This window comes from Nocardioides allogilvus (genome assembly GCF_003047285.1).
Lineage (GTDB): Bacteria > Actinomycetota > Actinomycetes > Propionibacteriales > Nocardioidaceae > Nocardioides > Nocardioides allogilvus.
In genome coordinates this window covers 290,117-314,764 of record NZ_PZYX01000001.1, presented here as the reverse complement: position 1 = coordinate 314,764, position 24,648 = coordinate 290,117, and the positions used below count along the sequence as shown (strand labels likewise).

Sequence of the window (24,648 nt, the reverse complement as noted above, 5' to 3'; positions counted from 1 at the left end):
CAACGCAGCCAGCGTGCGTGCCGGGCGGCGCGCAGCAGGCCATGGGATTGAGAGACACGCCCTTAGTGCGGCACAGTGGCGAAGCGTGAACGAGATCCCCGATCAGCTCCTCGTCCCTCGCCGCTTCTGCGGACCTCCCGACTCGGGCAACGGAGGGTGGACCGCCGGTGCGCTGGCGACCCACCTGGCCCTGGCCTGCCCGGAGAACCGCGCCGGTGAGTGGCCGACCGTCGAGGTCTCGTTGCGCCAGCCGCCGCCGCTCGACTCCCCCATGCTGCTCACCGAGCAGGACGGCGTCACGAGCGCGAGCTTCGGTGGCGTCGTGATCGCCAGCGCCCGGCGCCTCCCGGACGAGGGCGAGCCGGCCCTCGCGGACGTCGACCCGGTGGGTCCCGACGAGGCGCGGGCCGCCGAGGCGACGTACGCAGGTCACCGCTTCCACCCGTTCCCGACCTGCTTCGCCTGCGGCACCGGGCGCGAGGAGGGCGACGGGCTGCGCATCTTCCCCGGCGTGGTGAGCGGCGAGCGGGTCGCCGCGACCTGGCGTCCCCACCCCAGCCTCAACGAGGACTACCACACCTACGTCGACACGCCGGCGCGCGCCTCGGTGGCCGCCACCTGGGCGGCGCTCGACTGCGTCGGCGGGTGGGCCGGCGACCTGACCGACCGGTTGATGGTGCTCGGACGGATGACGGCGCGCATCGACACCCTGCCGGTGATCGGCGAGGAGCACGTCGTGGTGGGAGCCAAGCGGGGCGCCGAGGGGCGCAAGACCTTCACCTCGGCCACGCTCTACGACGCCGACTCGCGCATCGTCGCGAGCGCCGAGCACATCTGGATCGCGGTCGACCCGGCCGCCTTCGGAGGTGTCCGGCCATGAGCGGGAGCTGGTGGCGCGACGCCGTCATCTACCAGGTCTACGTCCGTTCCTTCGCGGACGCCGACGGTGACGGTGTGGGCGACCTCGCCGGCATCACCGAGCGGCTGCCCTACCTCCGCGAGCTCGGCGTCGACGCCCTCTGGATCACGCCGTTCTACACCTCCCCGCAGCGCGACCACGGCTACGACGTGGCCGACTACTGCGACATCGATCCGCTGTTCGGCAGCCTCGACGACGCCGACACGCTGCTGGCGAAGGCCCACGACCTCGGGCTGCGGGTGATCGTCGACCTGGTGCCCAACCACTCCTCCGACGAGCACGAGTGGTTCCAGGCTGCGCTGGCCGCCGGGCCCGGCTCGCGCGAGCGGGCCCGCTACATCTTCCGGACCGGGCGCGACGACGGCGAGGCCCCGCCGAACAACTGGGCGTCGGTCTTCGGTGGTCCCGCCTGGACCCGGGTCGGGGACACCGACCAGTGGTACCTCCACCTCTTCGACACCACCCAGCCCGACTTCGACTGGCGCAACCCCGAGGTCGGCGACCTCTTCGAGGAGGTGCTCCGCTTCTGGCTCGACCGCGGTGTCGACGGCTTCCGGGTGGACGTCGCCCACGGCCTGTTCAAGGAGGCCTCGCTGCGCGACCAGGTGCTGCCCGAGGGCATCACCGCGACCTCGGGACAGGTCAACACCGACCACTCGATGGTCAGCCGTGAGCTCAAGGACGAGCCGATGTGGGACCAGCCGGAGGTGCACGACGTCTACCGTCGGTGGGCCAAGGTCCTCGACGAGTACGGCCCCGACCGGATGGCCGTCGCGGAGGCCTGGACCCAGACGCCGGCGTCCATGGCGGCCTTCGTCCGGCCCGGCGAGCTCGACCAGGCGTTCAACTTCGCCTGGCTGCTCGCGGACTGGTCGGCGGCGGCCTTCGCGGACGTCATCAACGGCACCCTGGCGGCGGTCGAGCCCGTCGGGTCCGCGCCGACCTGGGTGCTGTCCAACCACGACGTCGTGCGGCACCCGACGCGCTACGGCGGCGGCGCCGTCGGGTTGGCGCGTGCCCGGGCCGCCACCCTGACGATGCTGGCGCTGCCCGGGGCGTCCTACCTCTACCAGGGCGAGGAGCTCGGTCTCGAGCAGGTCGACGTCCCGCCGGCCGCCCGTCAGGACCCGTCGTGGTTCCGCACGGGCGAGGTCGGTCGCGACGGCTGCCGGGTGCCGATGCCCTGGGGCGGCAGCGCAGCGCCGTACGACTTCGGACCGGGGACCGGACAGCCGTGGCTCCCCCAGCCTGCCGACTGGGCGCCGCTGACGGCCGAGGCCCAGACTGGTCAGCCGGGCTCGACGCTGGAGTTCTACCGTACGGCGCTGGCGACCCGCCGAGCCGTGCTCGCGGGCGCCGGGGCCGACGTCGAGCTGCTCCCCGATCTCGGCAGCGACGTGCTCGCCTTCCGGCGCGGCGACGTCACGGTCGTGCTCAACTGCGGCTCGGCGGCAGTGCCGCTGCCGGCCGGCGAGGTCGTCATCGCGAGCGGGCCGGTCGAGGGCGACCTGCCGGCGAACACGGCGGTCTGGCTGCGCTAGTCCCGGTTAGTCCTGGTCCTCGTCGAGGCTGGTGTTGTAGCGCGCGAGCGTCGCGACGAAGGCGTTCAGGTCGGCGTCCGACCAGCCCTCGAGCCGGCGGCCGAGGCGGGCGCGGCGCACGGTCGCGAGGTCGTGCATGCGCTGCCTGCCCTCGTCGGTGAGGCTGACGACCCAGGCCCGACCGTCGTCGGGGTCGCGCTCCTTGCTGACGAGGCCGAGGTCGACGACCGTCTGCACGAGCCGGCTGACAGCACCCTTGTCGAGGTTGAAGGCGTCGACGACCTCGGACGCCCGCACCGGTCCGTGCTCATTCATGTAGGCCAGCACCAGGTAGCCCGTCGACGTCAGGTCGGGGTGGATCGCTTGGGCGCGCTCGCTGATGACGCGCTTGATCCGGCGGACCAGGACCGCCATCTCGACCTCGAGGTCGAGGATCGTGCGCTCGCGGTCGAGAGAGCTCATCGCCCAACTCCGGACGGCGTCGCCTCGGGCGCGGCGGCTGCGGCGATCTCGTCGTCACGCAGGACGGTGGTGCGCATGGGCTTCTCCTCGATGAAGACCAACAGGAGCAGCGAGAGTACGGCGAACGGCAGCGAGATCAGGAACAGGTGCCCCGTCGCCTCGCCGAAGGCGTGCTCGAAGACCTGCCGCACGGGCGGCGAGAGGGTGTCCAGGTCGGGGATCGAGTGCGAGTCGGCGCCGAGCGCCGCGAGCTGGTCCTCCGTGACGGTGCCTGCCTGGACGAGCGAGGCCAGGCCGGTGCGCACGTGGTCGGAGACCTGGTGGCTGAGCACGGCCCCCAGGGCCGAGACGCCGATCGTGCCGCCCACCGAGCGGAAGAACGCGACCACGCTGGAGCCCGAACCGAGGTCGGCCGCGGCCACGCTGTTCTGCACGGCCAGCACGGTGTTCTGCATGGTCGCACCCAGGCCGAGGCCGAGCACCGCCATGAAGACACCGACGAGGGCCAGGTTGGTGGTGTCGTCGATCGTGGCCAGCAGGGCCAGGCCGACGATGACGAAGACCATCCCGCCGATGAGGAACTTCTTCCACTTGCCGGTCTTCGTGATCAGCCGCCCGGAGATGATGCTGGAGACGAGGAGCCCGCCGACCATGCAGATCGACATCAGCCCCGCGCGAGTGGGTGACATGCCGCGCGCGAGCTGGAAGTACTGCGAGAGATAGACCGTCGCCCCGAACATGGCGACCCCGATCAGGACCGAGGCGGCGGTGGCGAGCGTGGTCGTGCGGTCCTTGAACAGGCGCAGCGGGATGACCGGGTCCTTGGCGACGTACGCCTCGACCAGGACGGCGCCGACGATCACGGCCAGACCCGCGGCGACGAGGACGAGGCTGGTCGCGGAGGTCCAGGTGAACTGGCTGCCCGCCAGCGAGACCCACACGAGCACCAGCGAGACACCACCCATGAGCAGCGTGGCGCCGAGGTAGTCGATGGTGACCTCGCGCTTGATGGTCGGCAGGCGCAGGGTCTTCTGCAGCACGACGAAGGCGAGGAGCGCGACGGGGAGGCCGGAGAAGAAGCACCAGCGCCAGCCGACGCTGTCGACGAGCAGGCCGCCGACAAGCGGACCGCTGACCGTCGCGAGGGCGAAGACCGCGCCGATGTAGCCGCTGTAGCGACCGCGCTCGCGCGGCGAGACCATCGTCGCGATGACGACCTGGACGAGGGCGGTCAGGCCGCCGACGCCGAGGCCCTGGATCGCGCGGGCCCCGATCAGCACCTCCATCGAGGGCGCGAGGCCGGCGATCACCGAGCCGATGGAGAAGATCACGAGCGCGCTCTGCACGAGCAGCTTTTTGGAGAACTGGTCGGCGAGCTTGCCCCAGATCGGGGTGGTCGCCGTCATCGTCAGCAAGGTCGCGACGACGACCCAGGTGTAGCCGGTCTGGCTGCCCTCGAGGTCGGTGACGATGGCCGGCAGCGCGTTGGAGACGACAGTGCTCGAGAGCATCGCGACGAACATCGCGAGCAGGAGTCCGCTGAGGGCCTCCATCACCTCGCGGTGGGTCATCTCCCCGGTCTGCTCGGCGCTCGGGGGTGCTGCAGGGGTCGTCACGGACGCTCGATTCATGCTGGACATAAGGTTGTCGTCGACAACTATATTCCTGAGCGGCGTGGATCCGCCATCCTCGGCGACGCCAAGCGGGGTGGCCTCTCGGGGTTTGTGTCACCTTCTTGGGTGTTGCAACACCCCGGAACGTTCGATTCCCCCGCAGAGGCGGGGGAATCGAAGGTTGCGGAGGTTTCCAGCAGAAATGGCAGCGACCCGCAGGCCTGCCCCTCATGGGGGGCGATCCGGGGGATGAATTCCGGGGCCTGCGGGTCGGGTGACTGCGTTGGATTCGCCGGCAGTACGTCGACGACTGGTGCTGCCTAGCGGGCAGCCACCTCACTCATCCGAAAAGACTTCATTTCTCGGACCACCTCCTTTCCGTGTGCCGCAACCGTACGCCCGGATGCGGGAGTGCTCAACGCATTTGTTTGCCCCAGTTCAGGGGGCCAGGCGCTGGATCCGCCAGCCGTCGCCGTCGCGCTCGTAGACCAGGCGGTCGTGCATCCGGCCCGGCCGGCCCTGCCAGAACTCCACCGTCTCCGGCTCGACGCGGTAGCCACCCCAGTGCTCCGGCACCGGCACGTCGCGCCCCTCGAAGCGCGCAGTCACCTCGTCGTACGCCGCCGCGAGCTCTTCACGTGACGCGACCGGCTGCGACTGCAGCGAGGCCCAGGCGCCGAGCTGTGCACCGCGCGGGCGGGTGCGGTGGTAGGCCTCGACCGCCTCACGCTCGAGCACGCGAGCTGTCCCCTCGATGCGCACCTGCCGCTCGAGCGGGTGCCAGGGGAAGAGCAGCGCGCACTGCGGGTTGAGCGCCAGCTCGTCGGCCTTGCGCGAGGTGTGGTTGGTGAAGAGCACGAAGCCGCGCTCGTCGAGGCCCTTGAGCAGCACCATCCGCGACGACGGGCGCGCGTCCGCGCCGGCGGTGCTGAGCACCATCGCGTTGGGTTCGTGCAGCCCCGCGTCCAGCGCCTCGCCGAGCCAGCGCCGGAACATCGACACCGGCTCGGATGTCAGGTCGCCGACGTCGAGCCCGCCGTCGGCGTACTCCGCCCTCAGCGCCGCGAGGTCGTCCGGATCGCGACCGGTCATCCGAGCTCGGCGAAGCCCCGGGCCTGCGTGCCCGAGTCGTCGAGATGGTCACCCAGCCTGGCCAGCGCTGCGCCGACCTGCGCGAGCGTGTCGCCGATGGAGTCCATGGCCGTGGCGAGCTTGCCGAGCTGCTCGGTCGCCCCGCTCATCTCCTCGGCCGCGCTGGCCAGCCGCGCGGCGGGGCCGTCCATCAGCGGCACCCGGGCGGCGGCCTCGGCCGCGTCGGCGATGCGAGCGGCACCGTTGCCGATGGAGGTGACGATGCCGGCCAGGGCGTCGCTGGAGTCGGCCAGGGTGCCCTTGAGCCCGGACGTGCCGTCGTCACCGACGAGCGAGACCGCTGCCGACTTCGCCTGCTCCCCCGCGCCGGCCAGACCGGTGGCGATCTTCTCGAGGTAGTCGGGCAGTCGCCCGAGCATCGCGAGCTGCTCCTTGTTGTTGGTGAGGAGCTCGAGGAGGTCGGCCAGGTCGCTGCCGCCTCCGTCGAGCTTGCCGATGATCGATCCCAGGTCCATGGCCGCACCCTAGACCGCCGAGCGGGTGCCGGGAATGGGCCTCGGTGATGACGCGCTCGCCCCTCGGGTGCACAATTAGTCGGCTCGCGAGACCATCTGAGGCGGGCCTACGCCATACGCAAAGGAGCGTCTGCCGCATGACTGAGGTCCACCACGGGCTCGAAGGTGTCGTCGCATTCGAAACCGAGATCGCCGAACCCGACAAGGAAGGATCGGCGCTCCGCTACCGCGGCGTCGACATCGAGGACATCGTCGGCCGCGTGCCGTTCGAGAACGTCTGGGGCCTCTTGATCGACGGCTCCTACGCCCCCGGCCTGCCGCCTGCCGAGGCGTTCAGCCTCCCGGTGCACACCGGTGACGTGCGCGTCGACGTCCAGGCCGCGATCGCCATGCTCGCGCCGCAGTTCGGCTTCGGCCAGACCTATGACATCACCGACGAGCAGGCCCGCGAGGACCTCGCCCGCGTCGCGGTCATGGTCCTGTCCTACGCCGCCCAGTCGGCCCGCGGGCTCGACAAGCCGGTCGTCTCGCAGAAGATCGTCGACGAGGGCTCCTCGCTCGCGGAGAAGTTCCTGGTCCGCTGGAAGGGCGAGGCCGACCCCAAGCACGTCAAGGCGATCGACGCCTACTGGAGCTCGGCTGCCGAGCACGGCATGAACGCCTCGACGTTCACCGCGCGCGTCATCACCTCCACCGGCGCCGACGTCGCGGCCGCGTTCTCCGGTGCGATCGGCGCCATGAGCGGCCCGCTGCACGGCGGCGCCCCGGCCCGCGTGCTCACCATGATCGAGGAGGTCGAGAAGACGGGCGACGCCACGGCGTACGTCAAGGGCCTCCTCGACTCCGGCGAGCGCCTGATGGGCTTCGGCCACCGCGTCTACCGCGCCGAGGACCCGCGTGCCCGCGTGCTGCGGCGTACGGCGAAGGAGCTCGACGCTCCCCGCTATGCCGTCGCCGAGGCGCTGGAGAAGGCCGCGCTCTCCGAGCTTCGCGAGCGTCGTCCCGACCGTGTCCTCGAGACCAACGTCGAGTTCTGGGCCGCGATCGTGCTCGACTTCGCCGAGGTGCCGGCCAACATGTTCACCTCGATGTTCACCTGCGCCCGCACGGGTGGCTGGTCGGCGCACATCCTGGAGCAGAAGCGCACCGGTCGCCTGATCCGGCCGTCCGCGATCTACACCGGCCCGGCTGCCCGCCCGGCCAGCGAGGTCGACGGCTGGAGCGAGGACTGGGCCAAGTAGGTCCGTTCGTCACGAGAGACAGCGGTATTTCACAGTCACCACGTGGCTGCGAAATACCGCTGTTTCCGCATCAGCCGGTGGATACTTCGCTCAACTCCACGAGAACATCAAAGGTGAGATCCCATGGCCGGTGCGCTCAGCAATGCAAAGCAGGTCGTCGAGGACTCCCTCGTCGCGTCCCTCAGGGCCACGGCCGGCAGCGTCGTGCAGACCGCCGTCAAGGGCACGATCTTCGGCGCCGTCCTGACCCTGGTCGTCGGCACGATGGTCTACCTCCTGTCCGACTCGTGGCTGCGCGTCCTCCTGATGGCCGTGCTGATCACCATCGCGACCACGGTCGCCTCCGTCTACCTCGGGATCTACCGCGCCGCCGGCGCGGCGATCGTCGCCGCCAACGACGAGGCCAACCTCGCCTCGCACGCGCTCGAGGGCGTGCTCGACGTGGCCCGCGCGGGCGACCGCGTCACCGGTGGCATCGGCGGCAACGCCCTGGACGCCGCCTCCAGCCGCGTGATCGGCGCCGCCAAGCTGCTCGGCAAGGAGCGCTCCGGCGTCCTCGGCTTCGTCAGCGCGTTCGCCAAGAAGCAGGTCTACAAGCGCGTCGGCTCCATCGCTGCCGTTGAGCTCGCCGCAACCTCGGGCAACGACGTCGACTGGGACGCCACCAGCGACCGGCTCGAGAACAGGATCGACGGCATGGTCACCAACCAGGTCATGGCTGCGCTCAACCGCGGCGCACTGGTCGTCGCCGTGCCGATCGTCGTCGGCGCGCTCGTGCTCGGCCTGGTCGTCGGGCTTCTGTAGCCGGTCCTCAGCCGGCGACGGCTGCGCGCTCGACGTACCAGCTCGTCAGGGCCTTGGCCCCGGCCTTGCTCAGCGAGATGTGCATGTGGTCGCGGTGGCGCAGGGTGGGCGAGCAGGTCTTGCGGGAGCGGCAGCCGGAGCTGAGGTAGCGCTTCGGCTCGAAGCCGTCCCACGCGGCGTACATCCTGTCGTCCCAGATGACGTACATGATGCCCATCCGCCGCGCGAGCGCGTCGGTGTCGCCGAGCTCGTCGTCGGCGAAGACCTCGGTGATGAAGGCCTCCGCGGTGGCCTCGTCATCGAGGTCGGTCGCGTCCAGGGTCCAGTCGAAGGCCCGACCGTCCTTGTGCTCGGACTGCCCGCCGCTGCGACAGTCGCGCAGCGTGCCGCCGTAGGCGCCGCCGCGGGCCGCCAGCCACTGGCCGAGCGCGACCGTGCCCGGCTTGTCCTTGCGCGCGCACGCCTTCTGCGGCTGGTAGCTCGCATAGCCGTCCACCGGCATCACGTAGTTGGCATCCGCGCGCACGGTCGTCAGGCAGGCCACGAGCGCAGCCGTCACCAGCACCACCAGTCCCTTGCGCACGAGGACGAGGTTAGGCGTGCGGATGGGACTGTGGGGACGAAAGGGGCAAAAAACTACTCGTGGTGCGGCGTGTCGGCTGGACACGCCGACACGTCCAGCACCTTGCCGAGGCAGCGGCTCAGGGGTTCGCAGCGGTAGAACCCGAAGCCGGGGATCGCCGAGTAGCCCGAGGACTCGTAGAGCGCGATCGCCTCCGGCTGCTTGGAGCCGGTCTCCAGCACCATCGCCGCCACGCCCGCCTGCTGCGCGGTGTCCTCCAGGTGGGCGAGCATCCGGCGGGCCAGCCCGAGGCCACGGGCGGCGGGAGCGACGTACATCCGCTTGATCTCGGCCGTGTTCGTCGTGCCACCCAGCTCGACGTCGGTACGGCGACGCCACGCCCCCGACACGACCGGCCGGCCCTCGAGGTGGCCGACGAAGAAGGCGCCGTGCGGCGCCACGAACTCGGCGTGGTCGATCGGGGACTCGTCGCGACCGCCGTAGCGCAGGACATATTCGTCCTGCACCTTCTCGATCAACGCCTGGGCGTCCGGATCACCGATCGGGACCTGACGCAGGTCGAGTCCGCCTGAGACGCTGAGAGGACGCATGCTGGCATCGTATGAGAGGCTGGCGCCGCTGACAGCGTCGTCAGGATTTCCTCTCCTCAGCCCCTTCAGGAAAGGCACCACCGGTGACCGACGCCATCACGATCCCCGCCGACCTTCTGCCCGCCGACGGCCGCTTCGGCGCCGGGCCCTCGAAGATCCAGACCAGCCACCTCGACGCGCTCGCCGCGACCGGTTCGTCCCTCATGGGCACCTCGCACCGCCAGGCCCCCGTGAAGAACACCGTCGGCCGGGTCCGCGAGGGCCTCGCCGAGCTGTTCAGCCTGCCCGAGGGCTACGAGGTCGTCCTCGGCAACGGTGGCGCGACCGCCTTCTGGGACATCGCCACCTTCGGCCTGATCCGCGAGAAGAGCCAGCACCTCACCTTCGGTGAGTTCTCCTCCAAGTTCGCCAAGGCCGCGGCCGACGCCCCGTGGCTGGCCGACCCGAGCGTGATCAAGAGCGAGCCCGGCTCGCGGCCCGACCCGGTCGCCGAGGAGGGCGTGGACGTCTACGCCTGGGCCCACAACGAGACCTCCACCGCCGTCATGGCGCCCTGCCTGCGTCCTGCCGGTGCGGCCGACGACGCGCTGGTCCTGGTCGACGCCACCTCCGGCGCCGGCGGCCTGCCCGTCGACCTCACCCAGGTCGACACCTACTACTTCGCGCCGCAGAAGTGCTTCGCCTCCGACGGCGGCCTGTGGATCGCGCTGATGTCGCCCAAGGCGCTGGCCCGCGCCGAGGAGATCGCCGGCACCGACCGCCACATCCCGGCGTTCTTCGACCTGCCGACCGCGATCGACAACTCCTCGAAGAACCAGACCTACAACACCCCGTCGGTCGCCACGCTCTTCCTGATGGCCGAGCAGCTCGACTGGATGAACGCCCAGGGCGGGCTCGCCGGCATGGTCGAGCGCACCACTGCCTCGAGCGACGCGCTCTACGGCTGGGCCGAGAAGACGGCCTACACGACGCCGTACGTCGAAGACCCGAGCATGCGCTCCCTGGTGATCGGCACCATCGACTTCGACGACGCGATCGACGCCGCCGAGATCGCCAAGGTGCTGCGCGCCAACGGCATCGTCGACACCGAGCCCTACCGCAAGCTCGGCCGCAACCAGCTGCGGATCGCGATGTACCCCGCGGTCGACCCCTCCGACGTCGAGAAGCTCACCGCGGCCATCGACCACGTCGTCGGCCAGCTCTAGCTCTCCCGCAACAACCGCAACGTCGCACGCTCCAGCGCGGCCTGCCGCTCGTCAGAGGTCCTGAACGAGCGACGGGCCGCGTTGGTGATCGTGCGGCCGGACTCGTAGGCCTCGATGACCCGCGGGTCGACGTACGCCGACCTGGCCAGGGCGGGAGTGTTGCCGAGGAACTCCGCGACCTCCTTCATCGCGCCTGACTCGGCGCGCTTGCGCGACGCCTTGGTCTCGCCCGGCTCGTCGGTCTCGGCGAGCGCCAGCGCGGCGAGCACGCTGGCGTGCCAGGTCCGGAAGTCCTTCGCCGTGGCCTCCATCCCCGTCGCGTCCCGGACATAGTCGTTGACCTGCGCCGGGTCCAGGCTGCGCCACGTCCTGCCGTCGCGCCAGGCCAGCAGCTCGTCGCCGCCCCGACGCCGGCGCATCACGTCGAGTGCGGCGATGGTCGGCGCATCGTCGATCTCGATGCTGTGTTCGACCCCCGACTTGCCGACGAAGCAGAAGGTGAGCGAGCCGTCTCGCAGCCTCGCGTGCTCCTGGCGCAGCGTGGTCAGGCCGAAGCTGCCGTTGGTCTCGGTGTAGGAGTCGCTGCCGATGCGGAAGCAGCCGAGGTCGAGGAGGCGTACGGCGATGGCGCACGCCCGCTCGAGCGGCATGCCGTCCCGGCGCAGGTCCGCCAGCACCCGCTCGCGGGTCCGGGGCAGTGCCTTGCCGAAGTCGATCAGCCGCTCGAACTTCGCCGCGTCCCGGCTGGTGCGCCAGTCCGGGTGGTAGAGGTACTGCCGGCGCCCGGCGTCGTCGGTGCCGACGGCCTGCAGGTGCCCGTTGGCGTGGGGCGTGATCCAGACGTCCGTCCACGCGGGCGGGATGACGAGGTCGACGCAGCGCTGCCGGTCCTCGCCGGTCAGCGTCGTGCCGTGCTCGTCGAGGTAGGTGAAGCCCTTCCCCGCCCGCCGGCGCGACCAGCCCTTCTGGTCCGGGGAGGTACGGCGCAGGCGGGGCATGCTCGCACGCTAGCCGCGCGCCGCGCTCCGTCGCCTCACCCGCGGGGCGGCAGGCTCAGCGCGGCCTGAGCGCGCGCACCAGCACGACCAGCACACCGAGACCGAGCAGACCGCTCACGACCCACCACCACACGCTGCGGTCGCCGGCAGCCTCCGTCAGGTCGTCCACCGCCCTGGCTCCACCCTCGGGCTCGGGGGCGGGCGTCGCGGAGGGCGAGGTCGAGGACGAGGCCAGGGGCGACGGCGTGGGGCCGGCCGTGGCCGAGAGCACCGAGCGGATCGACGCCGGCAGCGGCACGCGCAGCACGGGTGCCTGCTGGCCCTCGCTGCTGAGCAGGACGGCCCGTGTCGAGGCAACCGCGATCCCCTCCCCCTGCTGCTGGCTGGGCAGGTCGAAGGCGCCGACCTGCTCGAGCGCGGGGAAGGAGTAGACGACGGCGTTGGTGTAGGTCCGCAGGACCAGGTGCTCGCCGTCGGGGAAGAACGCGCCGTCGGTGACGATGCCGGCGGTCTCCCCCACCAGTCCCAGCATGTTGGGGGCGTCGTCAGCCAGCTCGGGAGGCGCGGCATAGAGCTCGCCGCCGAAGAAGCCCTTCGTGGCGACGTACAACCGACCGGTGACGGGGTGCACGAGCAGCGCCTCGGCATCACGCTGGCCGTCGGGATAGACGAGGTCGATGGTCTCCTCGTCGACGGTCCGCTCGCCGTCGCCGACCGGCACGCGGGTGACCTCGATCGAGTCGCGCGACGCGGTGTTGTCACCGATGTCGGCGACCCACACGTGACCGGGGCCCGCGGGGGCGAGCGCCTCGACGTCGTCGGGGCCGTCGGCCCAGTAGGTGACGCCGACCGTCTCGCCCGTCGCGACGTCGACGGTGAACACACGGCCAGTGTCGCCGGAGTCGTTGATCGTGTGGGCTCGGTCATCCTCGAGGACCAGCCCGCTGGACTCGACGATCTCGGAGTCGAGGAAGCGGAAGACCTCCTCGCCGTCGCGGTCCGCGCCCGCGGCGGTGAGCCCGACGACGAACGGAGCGAGGACGGCGAGGGCGCCGAGCCCGCGCAGCAGGCGCTCAGCCACGGTCCAGCTCCACCAGGTCGGCGAGCTTCGGGGTCACTCCCCACGTGGTCACGAGGTCGTCGTAGTCCTCGCCCACGTCCGCGGGCGCGCGCTCACCGACCCTGGTGGCGCGCAGCAGCGTGTTGCGGGGCGTGTGCGCGCTCTCGACGAACTCGACCACGTCGACGCGATAGCCGGCCAGTCGCAGGATCGAGGCGCGCAGCGCGTCGGTGAGCGTGTCGGCGAAGCGCTCCCGCAGGATGCCGTGCCGGGTGAGCAGGGCGTACGGCGCCGGCGTGGTCGCCTTGCGGAGCTGGGCCGCGATGTCGTGGTGGCAGCAGGGGGCGGCGAGCACCAGCCCGGCTCCCCACCCGACCGCGCGAGCCAGCGCGTCGTCGGTCGCGGTGTCGCAGGCGTGCAGCGCGAGCACCACGTCGGGCGGCTGCGGGAGGTCGGCCTCGCCGATCGTGCCGACGACGAAGTCGGCGTCGATGCCGAGGGTGGCAGCCACCCCGGTGTTGTGGTCGGCCGACTGCTGCTTGACGTCGACGCCGGTGACACGCACCGGCAGCTCGCGCACGTGGCTGAGGTAGCGCTGCGCGGCGAAGGTGAGATAGGCGTTGCCACAGCCCAGGTCGACGACCCGCAGCGGCTCGTCCTCGGTCGGGCGGCGCAGGTGGCCCTTGGCGAGGGCATCGGTGATCGAGCTGTCGAGCAGCCGGAGGAACTCCTCGACCTGGCGGTACTTCGCCTGCCGCGTGGGCTTGATCCGCCCCTGTGCGTCCGAGATGCCGAGCGCGACCAGCACCGGGTCGTCCTCGGCCAGGAGCCGCTGCTTGTCGCGGTCGTGGCCGCGCTCGGCGGTGAGCGCCTCGGCGCGGTCCTGGGTGTGCACGATCGCCTCGAGCTTCTTGGTGACCCGGAGCTGGTGGGTCCGGTCCGTCGTGTCGACGTGCCAGTTGCCGAAGGGCTCGGCGAGGAGGACGGCCACCGCCGCCTCGGCCTCGCTGCCGACGGCGAAGTTCGCGGTGTGGGCCTGGGTGTCGTCGTACGACACGACCTGCAGGTGGCGCCCGGTCTTCAGGTCGACGTGGCGGAGCTCGACGCGGCGGACGTCGCGGTCCGCGACGTGTGGGAGCCGCTGGCCCTTCTGGCGACCGGAGGCGACGGCGCGGACCAGGCCCTCGGGGTCGAGCAGCAGGGCGCGGACCAGGTCCAGCGCTTCGGAGAGGGGCAGGGCCGCCATCAGAACAGGGCGGCGACGATGACGATCAGGATGAGTGCTCCCAACGCGACCGGGATGACAAGACGGCGGTGGCGGGGGTTCACCTGCCCAGTCTACTGGCGCTACCAGTGCTCCATGGACGCGCGGAAGACGCCGGCCAGGTCCTCGCCGGTCACCGCGCGCGGCGCGGTCGCCAGCAGCCGCTGCTGCTTGAGCGCGCCCTCGACCAGGTCGTCGACGTCGCTGTCGAGATAGCCGACCTCGGCCAGCCCGTTGGGGATGGCGATGTCCCGCATCAGCGACCGCAGCACCGACGGCAGGGCATCAGGTCCGGCGCCTGACCCGCCGAGCAGCGAGGCGGCCCGCAGGTGCCGGTCGGGCGCGGCGTCGAAGGTGAGCGCGAAGGCCGCCGGCGCGGTCAGAGAGACAGCCATGCCGTGCGGCACGATCGGCTCGTCCTGCGGATAGCCCTCGGGCCGGTAGTCCCGCACGCGCCCGGCGATCGGGTAGGCGTTGGCGTGCGGGATGTGCACGCCGGCGTTGCCGAAGCCGAGCCCGGCGAAGGTCGCCGCGAGCGCCATCTGCTCCCGAGCCTCGACCGACGAGCCGTCGCGGACGGCGGTGCGGAAGGCGCCGGCCAGCAGCGAGAGCGACTTCTCGGACCACATGTCCGCGATCGGGTTGGCGCCGCAGTAGGGCACCCGCTCCTCGGGGCGCTTGGCGTCGAAGTCGGCGAACCAGCGAGCGGTGTAGCTCTCCAGCGCGTGGCACAAGATGTCCATGCCGCAGCTCGCGGTCACCATCGCCGGCTGGCTCATCGTCAGGGCCGGATCGACGACGGCGAGCGTCGGTCGCAGGCGGGCGTGGCTGATGCCGGTCTTGACCTTGAGCGCGAGCACGTCGAGCACGCAGATCGTCGTCGACTCCGACCCCGTGCCGGTGGTCGTCGGCACGGCGACGAGCGGGAGCAGCGGCGCGGTCGGCGCCCGGCCGGCGCCCACGGGCGCGTTGAGGTAGTCGAACAGCTCTCCCTCGTTGGTCACCAGCAGGTTGACCGCCTTCGCGGTGTCGATCGCCGAGCCCCCGCCCACGGCCACGATCGCGGCCCAGGGACCACCGTCGCGGGCGAAGGCGATCGCCTCCTCGAGCGACTCGTCGGTCGGCTCGACCCGGGCCCGGTCGAAGACGGTGACGTCGAGACCACGCTCGCCGATCTGCTCCGCGATCCGCGCCGGGTGCCCGGTCGCCGCCACGCCCTGGTCGGTCACGAGCAGCACCCGCGGTCGGACGGTCGACGAACCGATGAGCTGGTGGAGGTCGTGGCCGATCTCGGCCGAGGCGCCGGTGCCGAACTTCAGTCCGGGGGCGGCGTAGGTGAACACGGTCTCGGTCATGAGAGCTCCAGGGCATGTCGGACGAGGTCGAGGACGCGCACGGCACCGGACTCGATGTCCGCGATCTCCACCCAGGCCACGGCGTCGGTCGTGCCACCGACCTCCACGACGCGGGCCTCGGCGTCGGCGAGCACCGTGGCGGCGAAGATCAGGTGGACGCCGTGGAAGTCCTCGACACGGCCACTCGGCGCCGTACCGGAGAAGTGCGTGTCGTGTACGTCGAGGAGCGGGCCGACCTCGCAGTCGACCCCGCACTCCTCGGCGACCTCGCGGGCCAGCGCGTCAGCAGGCCGCTCGCCGTGGTCGACCCCGCCGCCCGGCAGCGTCCAGGAGCCGGTGTGGTGGGCGCGCCCCGACAGCCGCGTGAGCAGCACCGCCGACCCGCGGCGGACCAGCGCGTAGGCGGCGATCCGCTGCAGCTGGAAGGGTGAGTGGTCGGCCAGCGCCTCCCCCACCATCGCCACCACGGGCAGCGACCCGTCGGCCACCCGGGAGAGCGGGTGCCAGGCGGCCTCGACGGTCGAGCCGCCGATCTCGATGACGCGCGGCTCGGGCGCGTCCGAGGGCACCCATGCGTCGTAGACGATCCGCAGGGCGTGGAAGTCGGTCATCACGCCGTCGCGCGAGGCTCGCGGCAGGTGGGCGGAGTAGACGTGGGCCGTGTCGCCGATCGTCGCGTCGAGGCCGGTCTCCTCGACGATCTCGCGCAGCAGCGCGTCGCGCGGGTCCTCACCGTGGTCGAGACCGCCGCCCGGGAGCGTCCACAGCTCGGTGCGGCTGACGCGCGGCGCGAGCCGGCACAGGAGCACCTCGGGCTCCGTGGTGACGCGCATGATCACGGCATAGGCCGCCACGCGCTGTCGTCTCGGCAGGGAACCCATGGGCCCTAACCTGCCATGGCCCCCCAGCGTTGTCGTAGCGTGACACTCGTGGCGGCAACACAGCGAGACCCGTGGCTCGACAACACCAAGATGGCCCTGGTGACCCTCGTCGTGATCGGGCACTCCTGGGGGCTGCTGCCGGACACCCACTTCAGCAACTGGGCCTACGACTTCCTCTACTTCTGGCACATCCCGGCGTTCGTCTTCATCAGCGGCTACCTCTCGAAGTCGTTCGAATGGACGCCGCGGCACTTCAAGGGCCTGCTCTACGTCCTGGTCATCCCCTACCTCGTCTTCGAGCCGGCGCTGTACTACTACCGCGTCAGCCTCGGCGAGAGCGAGCCCGGGCTGCTTTACCTCCAGCCGCACTGGACGATGTGGTATCTCCCCGTCCTGTTCTTCTGGCGGTTGATGACGCCGGTCCTCAAGCGGCACTGGCTCTTCCTGCCCGCGGCGGTGGTGGTGAGCCTCGCCGGCGGACTGTGGACGCTCGACTGGTTCATGCTCCCGCGGATCCTCGGCCTGCTGCCGTTCTTCGTGCTCGGCCTGCACCTCAAGCCCCGACACCTCGCTCGCCTCGACGACCCCTGGGTGAAGGTCGCCGCGGTCGGTGCGCTCGTGCTCATTGCGGTGCTGTCCCGAGACCTCGACGACTGGGCCCGCACCGCCTTCCTCTGGTACGACGCCGGCTACGAGGACCTGGACATGCAGGTCGCGACCGCCGCTCAGACACGGCTCTCGGTGATGGCCGTCGGGCTGATCGGCGCCTTCTCGGTGATGGCGCTGGTGCCGCGCCGCGGCGGGTGGTTCACCGCGATGGGTGCGGCCACCATGAACGTCTACCTGCTGCACGGCTTCGTGATCAAGACGGTCAAGGCACAGGGCTTCACCCAGTGGAGCGGGGACCACCCGTACGCCGCACTCGCGGTCACCACGATCGGCGCCGTGCTCCTGGGGCTGGCGCTGGCGAGCCCCTGGTCACGGCGCTACCTGTCGTGGCTGGTCAATCCTCTCGGCACGTGGGAGAAGCATCGCAAGCGGGCTGGTCAGGAGGACCGCACACCTCCGGCCCCCACGACGGCCGCACCGCCGAGCGTGGAACCGAGTCCAGTTCCCTTGCCTCGTGCCGGGTCGGCGCCGCTCCTCCCAGGTGAAACGGATACCACGGCGCATGCTCCCCCGGCCGTGGGCGGTGGTACGGACGAACCTGGATTTCCTCGAGCAGCTCCGTCAGGCGAACGCCGAGGTCCCGAGTCGACGCGGTGAGGTCCGCGTCGGGTGCGACCGGCATCGGCTCACCGAACGTGACGTCGACACGTCGCCCCCGGGTGAAGTCCGGCCTGGGCTCGCGGCCGGTGTGGTCGAGCCGACCGACGCTGTAGATCCGCTGGCTGCCCCAGATCGCCACCGGGACCACCGGCACCCCGCTCTCGCGGGCGAGGCTCGCCACTCCACGCATCAGGGCGCGCACGGTGTAGGAGTAGGAGATGCCGGCCTCGGGGAAGGCACAGACGGCCTCGCCCTCGCGCAGCAGCCGTCGGGCCTTGAGGTACGCCGCCGCGGGCGCCTCGCGATCGACCGGGATGTGCTGCATCCGATCCATCGGGGCGGCCAGCAGCCGCTGGTGCCAGATGTCGTGCCGGGTCATGAAGCGCACGTAGCGCCGGCGCATGACCGCGGCCTTCTCGATGAAGATGAAGTCGGGGTAGGAGACGTGGGTGGCGGCCATCAGCACCGGCCCGGTCGTCGGCACGTGCTCGAGCCCGGTGGCCCTGACGTCGACGTCGAGTCCCCTGAGGGCCAGTCGTCCCAGCGCGTTCGCGGTGCGATACCAGCCGTCGGTCATGTCATGCCTTCGTTGTCGCCCCCGCGATGGATCGGTCGGAGCCTCACGGACTACGAGAAGGGCGGGCGGGCGTCGCGCGCGATCGAGCGTCGACCGGCCCAGCGCCATACCCGCGCAGCGCGGTCGCGGTCGGCCTCGTCGACGAGGTTGCCCATCCAGCGCAGGGCCAGGGTCATCAGCCAGTCGGAGCGCATGCCGGCCGGGCCGAGGGCAGCCACGACCTGCGGCATCGTCGCGACACCCGCCAGCCGCCGGGCGATGGAGAAGGCCTCGCCGTAGTGCTCGCGCAGGACCTGCGGCCACGTCGTCCCGAGGTCCGCCCCGTCCGCCATCAGCTCCGCGACGAGCCGTCCGGTCTCGAGGCCGTAGTCGATGCCCTCGCCGTTGAGCGGGTTCACACAGGCCGCCGCGTCGCCGATCAGCGCCCAGTTGGCACCCGCGACGCCGGAGACCGCGCCACCCATCGGCAGCAGCGCCGACGTCGGCGCCCGCAGGTCGCCGGAGAGCTGGAACTCCTCACGCCGCTGCTCGGCGTAGAAGCCCATCAACGGCTTGATCGCGATGTTGGCGGGGCGCTTCAGTGTCGCGAGGGTGCCGACGCCGAGGTTCACCTCGCCCGTGCCGAGGGGGAAGATCCAGCCGTAGCCGCTGAGCAGCTCGCCGTCCTCCCCGCGCAGCTCGAGGTGGGAGCTGATCCACGGATCGTCGGACATGGCCGACTCGATGTAGGAGCGACCGGCCACGCCGTAGACCGTGTCGCGGTGCCACTCGCGGCCCAGCAGCTTGCCCAGGGGCGACCGGACGCCGTCGGCGACGACGAGGCGCCGGCACTCGATCTCGAAGGTGTCCTCGCCCGACCTGAACGTCACGGCGGCGACGCGGTCGCCATCCATGCGTACGGCGACGGCACGCGCCCCGTCGAGGGCCAGCGCGCCGCTCTTGATGGCGACGGTGCGGATGTGGTCGTCGAGCTCGGTGCGGGCCACGGCGGAGCCCCACGCCGGCAGGTCGCTGTCGGGCAGCGCCGGCCAGGGCAGCAGCAGCGTCTGGCCGAAGCCGTGCGCGCGCAGCCCGAGGTTGACCGTGTGTGCCTGCAGCCACTCGGTCAGGCCGAGCTTGCCCAGCTCCGCGATCGCGCGCGGCGTCAGCCCGTCACCACACGTCTTGTCGCGCGGGAAGACGGCCGCATCGACCAGGACGGTGTCGAGGCCGGCCCTCGCACTCCACGCCGCGGCAGCAGAGCCGGCCGGGCCGGCGCCGACGACGAGGACGTCGGTCGAGGTGGGTGTCGTCACACCGGGATTCTCTCAGCCGGCACCCACCCCCGGTGAATCCGGGTTCAGTAGCTGAACGTGGTCGCCCCCTCGTCGCCGATCCACTCCCACATGGGGATCGTGCCGCCCTTGCTCGCGCCATCGACCAGGTCGCCGTCCGTGAGGCCCTTCGCGTCCACGCAGATCGGGCACACGAGATAGGTGCCGCCCGCCGCGACGTACCGCTCCATCAGGCTCTCCAGCGTCGGACAGCCGGTGCAGGCGGTGGCTGTCGCGACCCCCGCGAACGCGAGCCGCACCGCCTCCTTGGCCAGGAACATCAGTGTCGGGCGCCCCGACTCGGCCGCGCCGACCGCGACCAGGAATGCCACGGTGACCTTCTCCGCGTCCTCCAGCCCGGTGGTGAGTGAGATGACTGCTTTGCCCATCGCTTCCTCCTGTGAGTGGTGAGGAACCCAGTGGAGGTCCTGGGCGCTTCGCTCCGCACTTCACGTTCTGTAGCGAGGGCGCCGTTGCGGGTCTACCGTCGGAGGATGCCGACCTACGGTCAGTTCTGCCCGGTGGCCAAGACCTCCGAGCTGTTGTGCGAGCGGTGGATGCCGCTGGTCCTGCGCGAGCTGATGTGCGGCAGCGCGCGCTTCGGCGAGATCCAGCGCGGGGTGCCGCTCATCTCCCCCGGCCTGCTGACCAAGCGCCTGCGCCAGCTCGTCCTCGCCGGGGTCGCGGAGCGTACGGCGAACGGGCGCGACATCACCTACGCCCTCACGCCCGCCGGCTGGGAGCTCTACCCGATCATCGAGGCGATGGGGGTCTGGGGCCAGCGCTGGGCACGCAGCCGCTACGGCGTCGACGAGCTCGACCCGTCGCTGCTGATGTGGGACATGCGCCGCATGCTCGTCCCCGCGGGCCTGGCCGAGCGGCCGACCGTGGTCGAGTTCCGGATCCGCGGCGGTCCGCCGCGCAAGACGCGCTACTGGCTGGTGGTCGAGGAGAACGCGATCGACCTGTGCCTGGTCGACCCGCAGCGCGACGTCGACCTGTGTGTCGAGGCGGAGCTCAGGGCGCTGACCGAGGTCTGGATGGGTGATCGCACCATGGCCGAGGCCGTGGCCGACGGGACGATCTCCCTCCTCGGCCCGCCCGGGCTGGCCAGCCGCTTCCCGGTGTGGCTGGGCTGTCACCCGGTCCTCGGCGGTGTGCCCAGCGCCGTACCCACCTGAGCGTTCTGAGTCGAGACGTCGATCCGCCGCGCCGTCGCCGTACCCCAGCGGTGAGTGAGCCACATTCCACCGCGCTCGAATGTGGCTGGCGCACCGGCCTCTCGGCGAGTCCCGCACGCCACGCCAGGGGCAGGTGGCACACCCACCTTTTCGCCGGACAAAATGTGGGTCACTCACCGCTTCGGGTCGGCCGGTGACCGAGCCCGGAAAACGACGAAGCCCCGGCCCCGCCGAAGCGGGACCGGGGCTCTACGACGATGGATCAGCTCTGGTAGGAACCGAAGTCGAAGTCGTCCAGTGCCACGGCCTGACCACTGGTGCCGAAGTCGTAGTCGTAGGAGTCGTAACCGGTGACGGAGTACGCCGCTGCGCGGGCCTCCTCGGTGGGCTCCACCCGGATGTTGCGGTAGCGCTCGAGGCCGGTACCGGCCGGGATGAGCTTACCGATGATGACGTTCTCCTTCAGGCCCCGCAGCGAGTCCGAACGGCCGTTGATGGCCGCGTCGGTGAGCACGCGGGTCGTCTCCTGGAAGGAGGCGGCCGAGAGCCACGACTCGGTGGCGAGCGACGCCTTCGTGATGCCCATCAGCACCGGACGACCCGAGGCAGGCTTGACGCCCTCGGAGACCGCGCGGCGGTTCTCCTCCTCGAAGCGCGAGCGCTCGACCAGGTCGGACGGCAGCAGGTTGGTGTCGCCGGACTCGATGACCGTCACGCGACGCAGCATCTGCCGCACGATGATCTCGATGTGCTTGTCGTGGATCGCCACACCCTGCGAGCGGTACACGTTCTGCACCTCGTCGACCAGGTGCTCCTGGGCCTTGCGGACACCGAGGATGCGCAGCACGTCCTGCGGGTCGGGCGTTCCGGAGGTCAGGTGGTGACCGACCTCGATGTGCTGGCCGTCCTCGACGTTGAGGCGCGAGCGCTTCGAGACGGGGTACTCCTGGACCTCGGAGCCGTCGTCGGGCGTGACGAGGACCTTGCGGGCCTTGTCGGTGTCCTCGATCTCGACGCGGCCGGCGGCCTCGCTGATCGGGGTGCGGCCCTTGGGCGAGCGGGCCTCGAAGAGCTCGACCACGCGGGGCAGACCCTGCGTGATGTCGTCGGCCGAGGCCACACCACCGGTGTGGAAGGTACGCATCGTGAGCTGCGTGCCGGGCTCACCGATCGACTGGGCCGCGATGATGCCGACGGCCTCGCCGATGTCGACGAGCTTGCCGGTGGCCAGCGAGCGGCCGTAGCACTTCGCGCAGGTGCCGGTCTTGGCGTCACAGGTCAGCACGGAGCGGACCTTGACCTCCTCGATGCCGGCTGCGATCAGCTCACCGATCTTGACGTCACCCAGGTCCTCGCCAGCAGCAGCGAGGACGTCGCCCGTCTCCGGGTTGGTGATCTCGACAGCAGCAGAACGGGCGTACGCCGCGGTCTCGGCGTTCTCGTCCTTGCGGACCACACCGTCCTCGCCGCGGATACCGATGACCTTGGGCAGGCCACGCTCGGTGCCACAGTCGTCCTCACGGATGATGACGTCCTGCGACACGTCGACCAGACGACGGGTGAGGTAACCCGAGTCAGCGGTGCGGAGCGCGGTGTCGGCCAGACCCTTGCGGGCACCGTGGGTGGAGATGAAGTACTCCAGGACCGAGAGGCCCTCACGGAAGTTGGCCTTGATCGGCCGCGGGATGATGTCACCCTTCGGGTTGGCCACCAGTCCTCGCATGGCCGCGACCTGACGGATCTGCATCATGTTTCCGGACGCGCCGGAGTCGACCATCATGTAGATCGGGTTGCGCTTGTCGAAGTTGGCCTCCATGGCCTTGGCCACGTCGTTGGAGGCCTGGGTCCAGATCTCGATGAGCTCCTGGCGACGCTCGTCGTCGGTCACGAGACCGCGCTCGAACTGCTTCTGGACCTTCTCGGCCTGCGCTTCGTAGACCGCGAGGATCTCGACCTTGTCGGCAGGCGTGGTCACGTCGTCGATCGAGACCGTCACACCCGAGCGGGTCGCCCAGTGGAAACCGGCGTCCTTGAGGGCGTCGAGCGAGGCGGCGACCTCGACCTTGGTGTAGCGCTCGGCGAGGTCGTTGACGATCGCGCCCAGGGCCTTCTTGCCCACTTCGTAGTTCACGAAGGGGTAGTCGCCCGGCAGGGTGTCGTTGAAGAGCACCCGACCCAGCGTCGTGGTCAGGATGACCGACTGACCCTCTTCCCAGTCAGCGCCGAGGTTGTCCTCGAGCGGCGGGACGACGTCGTTGAGACGGATCCGCACCTTGCTCTGCATGGTGATCTCGTGACGGTCGAAGGCCATCATGGCCTCGGCCGGCGTGGAGAACACGCGGCCCTCGCCGACCTCGGCCTCACGGTCGGTGGTCAGCCAGAAGATGCCGATGATCATGTCCTGCGACGGCATCGTCACGGGGCGACCGTCGGAGGGCTTGAGGATGTTGTTGGTCGAGAGCATCAGGATCCGCGCCTCGGCCTGGGCCTCGGCAGACAGCGGCAGGTGCACGGCCATCTGGTCACCGTCGAAGTCGGCGTTGAAGGCGCCACACACGAGCGGGTGGATCTGGATGGCCTTGCCCTCGATCAGCTGGGGCTCGAAGGCCTGGATGCCGAGGCGGTGCAGGGTGGGTGCACGGTTGAGCAGCACGGGGTGCTCGGTGATGACCTCTTCGAGGACGTCCCACACGACCGGGCGTGCGCGCTCGACCATCCGCTTGGCGGACTTGATGTTCTGCGCGTGCGACAGGTCGACCAGGCGCTTCATCACGAACGGCTTGAAGAGCTCGAGAGCCATCTGCTTGGGCAGACCACACTGGTGCAGCTTCAGCTGCGGACCCGACACGATGACCGAACGGCCCGAGTAGTCCACGCGCTTGCCGAGGAGGTTCTGGCGGAAGCGCCCCTGCTTGCCCTTGAGCATGTCGGAGAGCGACTTCAACGGCCGGTTGCCCGGGCCGGTGACGGGACGGCCACGACGACCGTTGTCGAAGAGGCTGTCGACGGCCTCCTGCAGCATCCGCTTCTCGTTGTTCACGATGATCTCGGGGGCACCGAGGTCGAGGAGACGCTTGAGGCGGTTGTTGCGGTTGATCACGCGACGGTAGAGGTCGTTGAGGTCGGAGGTCGCGAAGCGGCCACCGTCCAGCTGGACCATCGGACGCAGGTCCGGCGGGATGACCGGAACGGCGTCGAGGACCATGCCGATCGGCTGGTTGCCGGTCTTGCGGAAGGCGTCGACGACCTTGAGGCGCTTGAGGGCGCGGACCTTCTTCTGGCCCTTGCCGTTGGCGATCGTGTCGCGCAGCGACTCGACCTCGGCCTCGACGTCGAAGTCCTGGAGGCGCTTCTGGATCGCCGCGGCGCCCATGAAGCCCTCGAAGTACTTGCCGAACCAGTTCTTCATCTCGCGGTAGAGGAGCTCGTCACCGAGCAGGTCCTGGACCTTGAGCGACTTGAAGGTGTTCCAGACCTCGTCGAGGCGGTCGATCTCGCGCTGGGCACGGTCGCGCAGCTGCTTCATCTCCCGCTCGGCGCCGTCCTTGACCTTGCGGCGCTGGTCGGCCTTGGCACCCTCGGCCTCGAGAGCGGCGAGGTCTTCCTCGAGCTTCTTGGCGCGGTCGTCCAGCGAACCGTCGCGACGCTTCTCGAGGCGCTCGCGCTCCAGGCCGACCTTGTTCTCCAGGGTCGACATGTCGTTGTGGCGGGCATCTTCGTCGACCGAGGTGATCATGTAGGCAGCGAAGTAGATGACCTTCTCGAGGTCCTTCGGCGCCAGGTCGAGGAGGTAGCCGAGACGCGACGGGACACCCTTGAAGTACCAGATGTGGGTGACGGGCGCGGCCAGCTCGATGTGGCCCATGCGCTCGCGGCGCACCTTGGAACGGGTGACCTCGACGCCACAGCGCTCACAGATGATGCCCTTGAAGCGCACGCGCTTGTACTTGCCGCAGTAGCACTCCCAGTCCCGGGTGGGACCGAAGATCTTCTCGCAGAAAAGGCCGTCGCGCTCGGGCTTGAGCGTGCGGTAGTTGATGGTCTCCGGCTTCTTGACCTCGCCGTGGCTCCAACCGCGGATGTCGTCCGCGGTGGCCAGGCCGATCTGGATCTGCTCGAAGAAGTTCACGTCCAGCAAGGTGTGTTCCTTTTGGTTGCTGTTTGAGTCAGGTGGCTTTGGGACTG

21 protein-coding genes and 1 pseudogene are annotated in these 24,648 nt (G+C 70.4%); 7 read left to right on the top strand and 15 right to left on the bottom strand.

Translation table 11 applies throughout. The features are described 5' to 3' along the window. The first annotated feature begins 85 nt into the window (after positions 1-85). Both C9J87_RS01570 and C9J87_RS01565 read left to right on the top strand, forming a co-directional pair. Positions 86-880, top strand: a complete 795-nt coding sequence (locus C9J87_RS01570; protein ID WP_107704545.1) for a hypothetical protein — start codon at positions 86-88, stop codon at positions 878-880. After that, positions 877-2,460 carry a glycoside hydrolase family 13 protein gene (locus C9J87_RS01565; protein ID WP_010834617.1) on the top strand — a complete coding sequence of 528 codons (1,584 nt, stop codon included), beginning with the start codon at positions 877-879 and terminating at the stop codon, positions 2,458-2,460. The genes C9J87_RS01570 and C9J87_RS01565 overlap by 4 nt, the downstream gene beginning before the upstream one ends. 6 nt (positions 2,461-2,466) lie before the next feature. Here the strand turns inward: C9J87_RS01565 and C9J87_RS01560 are convergent, their stop codons facing one another. From C9J87_RS01560 to C9J87_RS01545, 4 genes are all read right to left on the bottom strand, one after another. Then, a complete protein-coding gene (locus tag C9J87_RS01560; RefSeq protein WP_107704544.1) occupies positions 2,467-2,922 on the bottom strand; it encodes a MarR family winged helix-turn-helix transcriptional regulator in 456 nt (151 codons plus the stop codon). Next, on the bottom strand, positions 2,919-4,538 hold the full coding sequence (locus C9J87_RS01555) for an MDR family MFS transporter (RefSeq protein ID WP_332248894.1): 1,620 nt from the start codon (positions 4,536-4,538) through the stop codon (positions 2,919-2,921). Before C9J87_RS01555 ends, C9J87_RS01560 begins: the two co-directional genes overlap by 4 nt. A 435-nt stretch (positions 4,539-4,973) precedes the next feature. Beyond that, complete coding sequence (pdxH, locus tag C9J87_RS01550) at positions 4,974-5,627, bottom strand: pyridoxamine 5'-phosphate oxidase (RefSeq protein WP_010834614.1); 654 nt, start codon at positions 5,625-5,627, stop codon at positions 4,974-4,976. Beyond that, on the bottom strand, positions 5,624-6,142 hold the full coding sequence (locus C9J87_RS01545; RefSeq protein WP_010834613.1) for a hypothetical protein: 519 nt from the start codon (positions 6,140-6,142) through the stop codon (positions 5,624-5,626). The genes pdxH and C9J87_RS01545 overlap by 4 nt, the downstream gene beginning before the upstream one ends. Before the next feature lie 137 nt (positions 6,143-6,279). Here C9J87_RS01545 and C9J87_RS01540 point away from each other — a divergent pair, with 137 nt between their 5' ends. Beyond that, positions 6,280-7,383, top strand: a complete 1,104-nt coding sequence (locus C9J87_RS01540) for a citrate synthase 2 (RefSeq protein ID WP_010834612.1) — start codon at positions 6,280-6,282, stop codon at positions 7,381-7,383. 123 nt (positions 7,384-7,506) lie between these two features. Next, entirely contained in the window at positions 7,507-8,187 is a 681-nt protein-coding gene (locus C9J87_RS01535; RefSeq protein WP_010834611.1) for a hypothetical protein, read from the top strand. A 7-nt stretch (positions 8,188-8,194) separates the two neighbouring features. Here C9J87_RS01535 and C9J87_RS01530 read toward each other — a convergent pair whose 3' ends face one another. Together C9J87_RS01530 and C9J87_RS01525 are read right to left on the bottom strand one after the other, a co-directional pair. Next, entirely contained in the window at positions 8,195-8,770 is a 576-nt protein-coding gene (locus C9J87_RS01530; protein WP_010834610.1) for a hypothetical protein, read from the bottom strand. Positions 8,771-8,823: 53 nt separating this feature from the next. Next, a complete protein-coding gene (locus C9J87_RS01525) occupies positions 8,824-9,360 on the bottom strand; it encodes a GNAT family N-acetyltransferase (RefSeq protein WP_107704543.1) in 537 nt (178 codons plus the stop codon). Between the two features lie 83 nt (positions 9,361-9,443). Here C9J87_RS01525 and serC point away from each other — a divergent pair, with 83 nt between their 5' ends. Next, positions 9,444-10,565, top strand: coding sequence for a phosphoserine transaminase (gene serC, locus C9J87_RS01520; RefSeq protein ID WP_010834608.1), 1,122 nt, complete (start codon positions 9,444-9,446; stop codon positions 10,563-10,565). Here serC and C9J87_RS01515 read toward each other — a convergent pair. The 5 genes from C9J87_RS01515 to C9J87_RS01495 form a co-directional block, all read right to left on the bottom strand. Next, positions 10,562-11,563 carry a DNA topoisomerase IB gene (locus C9J87_RS01515; protein ID WP_010834607.1) on the bottom strand — a complete coding sequence of 334 codons (1,002 nt, stop codon included), beginning with the start codon at positions 11,561-11,563 and terminating at the stop codon, positions 10,562-10,564. The two genes, serC and C9J87_RS01515, sit on opposite strands and share 4 nt — an antisense overlap. Positions 11,564-11,618: 55 nt before the next feature. After that, the gene (locus C9J87_RS01510) at positions 11,619-12,644 is read right to left on the bottom strand and encodes a hypothetical protein (protein WP_107704542.1); all 1,026 of its coding nucleotides are present in this window, start codon (positions 12,642-12,644) and stop codon (positions 11,619-11,621) included. Next, positions 12,637-13,869 carry a class I SAM-dependent methyltransferase gene (locus tag C9J87_RS01505; RefSeq protein WP_107704541.1) on the bottom strand — a complete coding sequence of 411 codons (1,233 nt, stop codon included), beginning with the start codon at positions 13,867-13,869 and terminating at the stop codon, positions 12,637-12,639. The genes C9J87_RS01510 and C9J87_RS01505 overlap by 8 nt, the downstream gene beginning before the upstream one ends. Before the next feature lie 101 nt (positions 13,870-13,970). Further along, positions 13,971-15,242: a hydroxyacid-oxoacid transhydrogenase gene (locus C9J87_RS01500; RefSeq protein WP_107704540.1), complete on the bottom strand. Its 1,272-nt coding sequence runs from the start codon at positions 15,240-15,242 to the stop codon at positions 13,971-13,973. Beyond that, positions 15,239-16,123 (bottom strand): NUDIX hydrolase, encoded by an 885-nt coding sequence (locus tag C9J87_RS01495; RefSeq protein WP_107704539.1) that lies wholly within the window; start codon positions 16,121-16,123, stop codon positions 15,239-15,241. Before C9J87_RS01495 ends, C9J87_RS01500 begins: the two co-directional genes overlap by 4 nt. 48 nt (positions 16,124-16,171) lie before the next feature. Here C9J87_RS01495 and C9J87_RS01490 point away from each other — a divergent pair, with 48 nt between their 5' ends. Continuing rightward, entirely contained in the window at positions 16,172-17,389 is a 1,218-nt protein-coding gene (locus C9J87_RS01490; protein ID WP_157953080.1) for an acyltransferase family protein, read from the top strand. 142 nt (positions 17,390-17,531) lie between these two features. Here the strand turns inward: C9J87_RS01490 and C9J87_RS20530 are convergent. The 3 genes and pseudogenes from C9J87_RS20530 to C9J87_RS01475 all read right to left on the bottom strand — a co-directional run. Then, a pseudogene (locus C9J87_RS20530) lies at positions 17,532-17,969 on the bottom strand (lysophospholipid acyltransferase family protein); the annotation flags it as partial. Positions 17,970-18,019: 50 nt separating this feature from the next. Beyond that, positions 18,020-19,264: a geranylgeranyl reductase family protein gene (locus tag C9J87_RS01480; protein WP_107704536.1), complete on the bottom strand. Its 1,245-nt coding sequence runs from the start codon at positions 19,262-19,264 to the stop codon at positions 18,020-18,022. Between the two features lie 44 nt (positions 19,265-19,308). Next, positions 19,309-19,671, bottom strand: a complete 363-nt coding sequence (locus tag C9J87_RS01475) for a peroxiredoxin-like protein (RefSeq protein WP_010834600.1) — start codon at positions 19,669-19,671, stop codon at positions 19,309-19,311. 105 nt (positions 19,672-19,776) lie between these two features. On the opposite strand from C9J87_RS01475, the gene C9J87_RS01470 reads away from it, so the two are divergent. Next, positions 19,777-20,463 (top strand): winged helix-turn-helix transcriptional regulator, encoded by a 687-nt coding sequence (locus tag C9J87_RS01470; RefSeq protein ID WP_107704535.1) that lies wholly within the window; start codon positions 19,777-19,779, stop codon positions 20,461-20,463. 262 nt (positions 20,464-20,725) lie between these two features. On the opposite strand, the gene C9J87_RS01465 is transcribed toward C9J87_RS01470, so the two are convergent. Next, complete coding sequence (locus C9J87_RS01465; RefSeq protein ID WP_107704534.1) at positions 20,726-24,601, bottom strand: DNA-directed RNA polymerase subunit beta'; 3,876 nt, start codon at positions 24,599-24,601, stop codon at positions 20,726-20,728. Positions 24,602-24,648 lie beyond the last annotated feature (47 nt).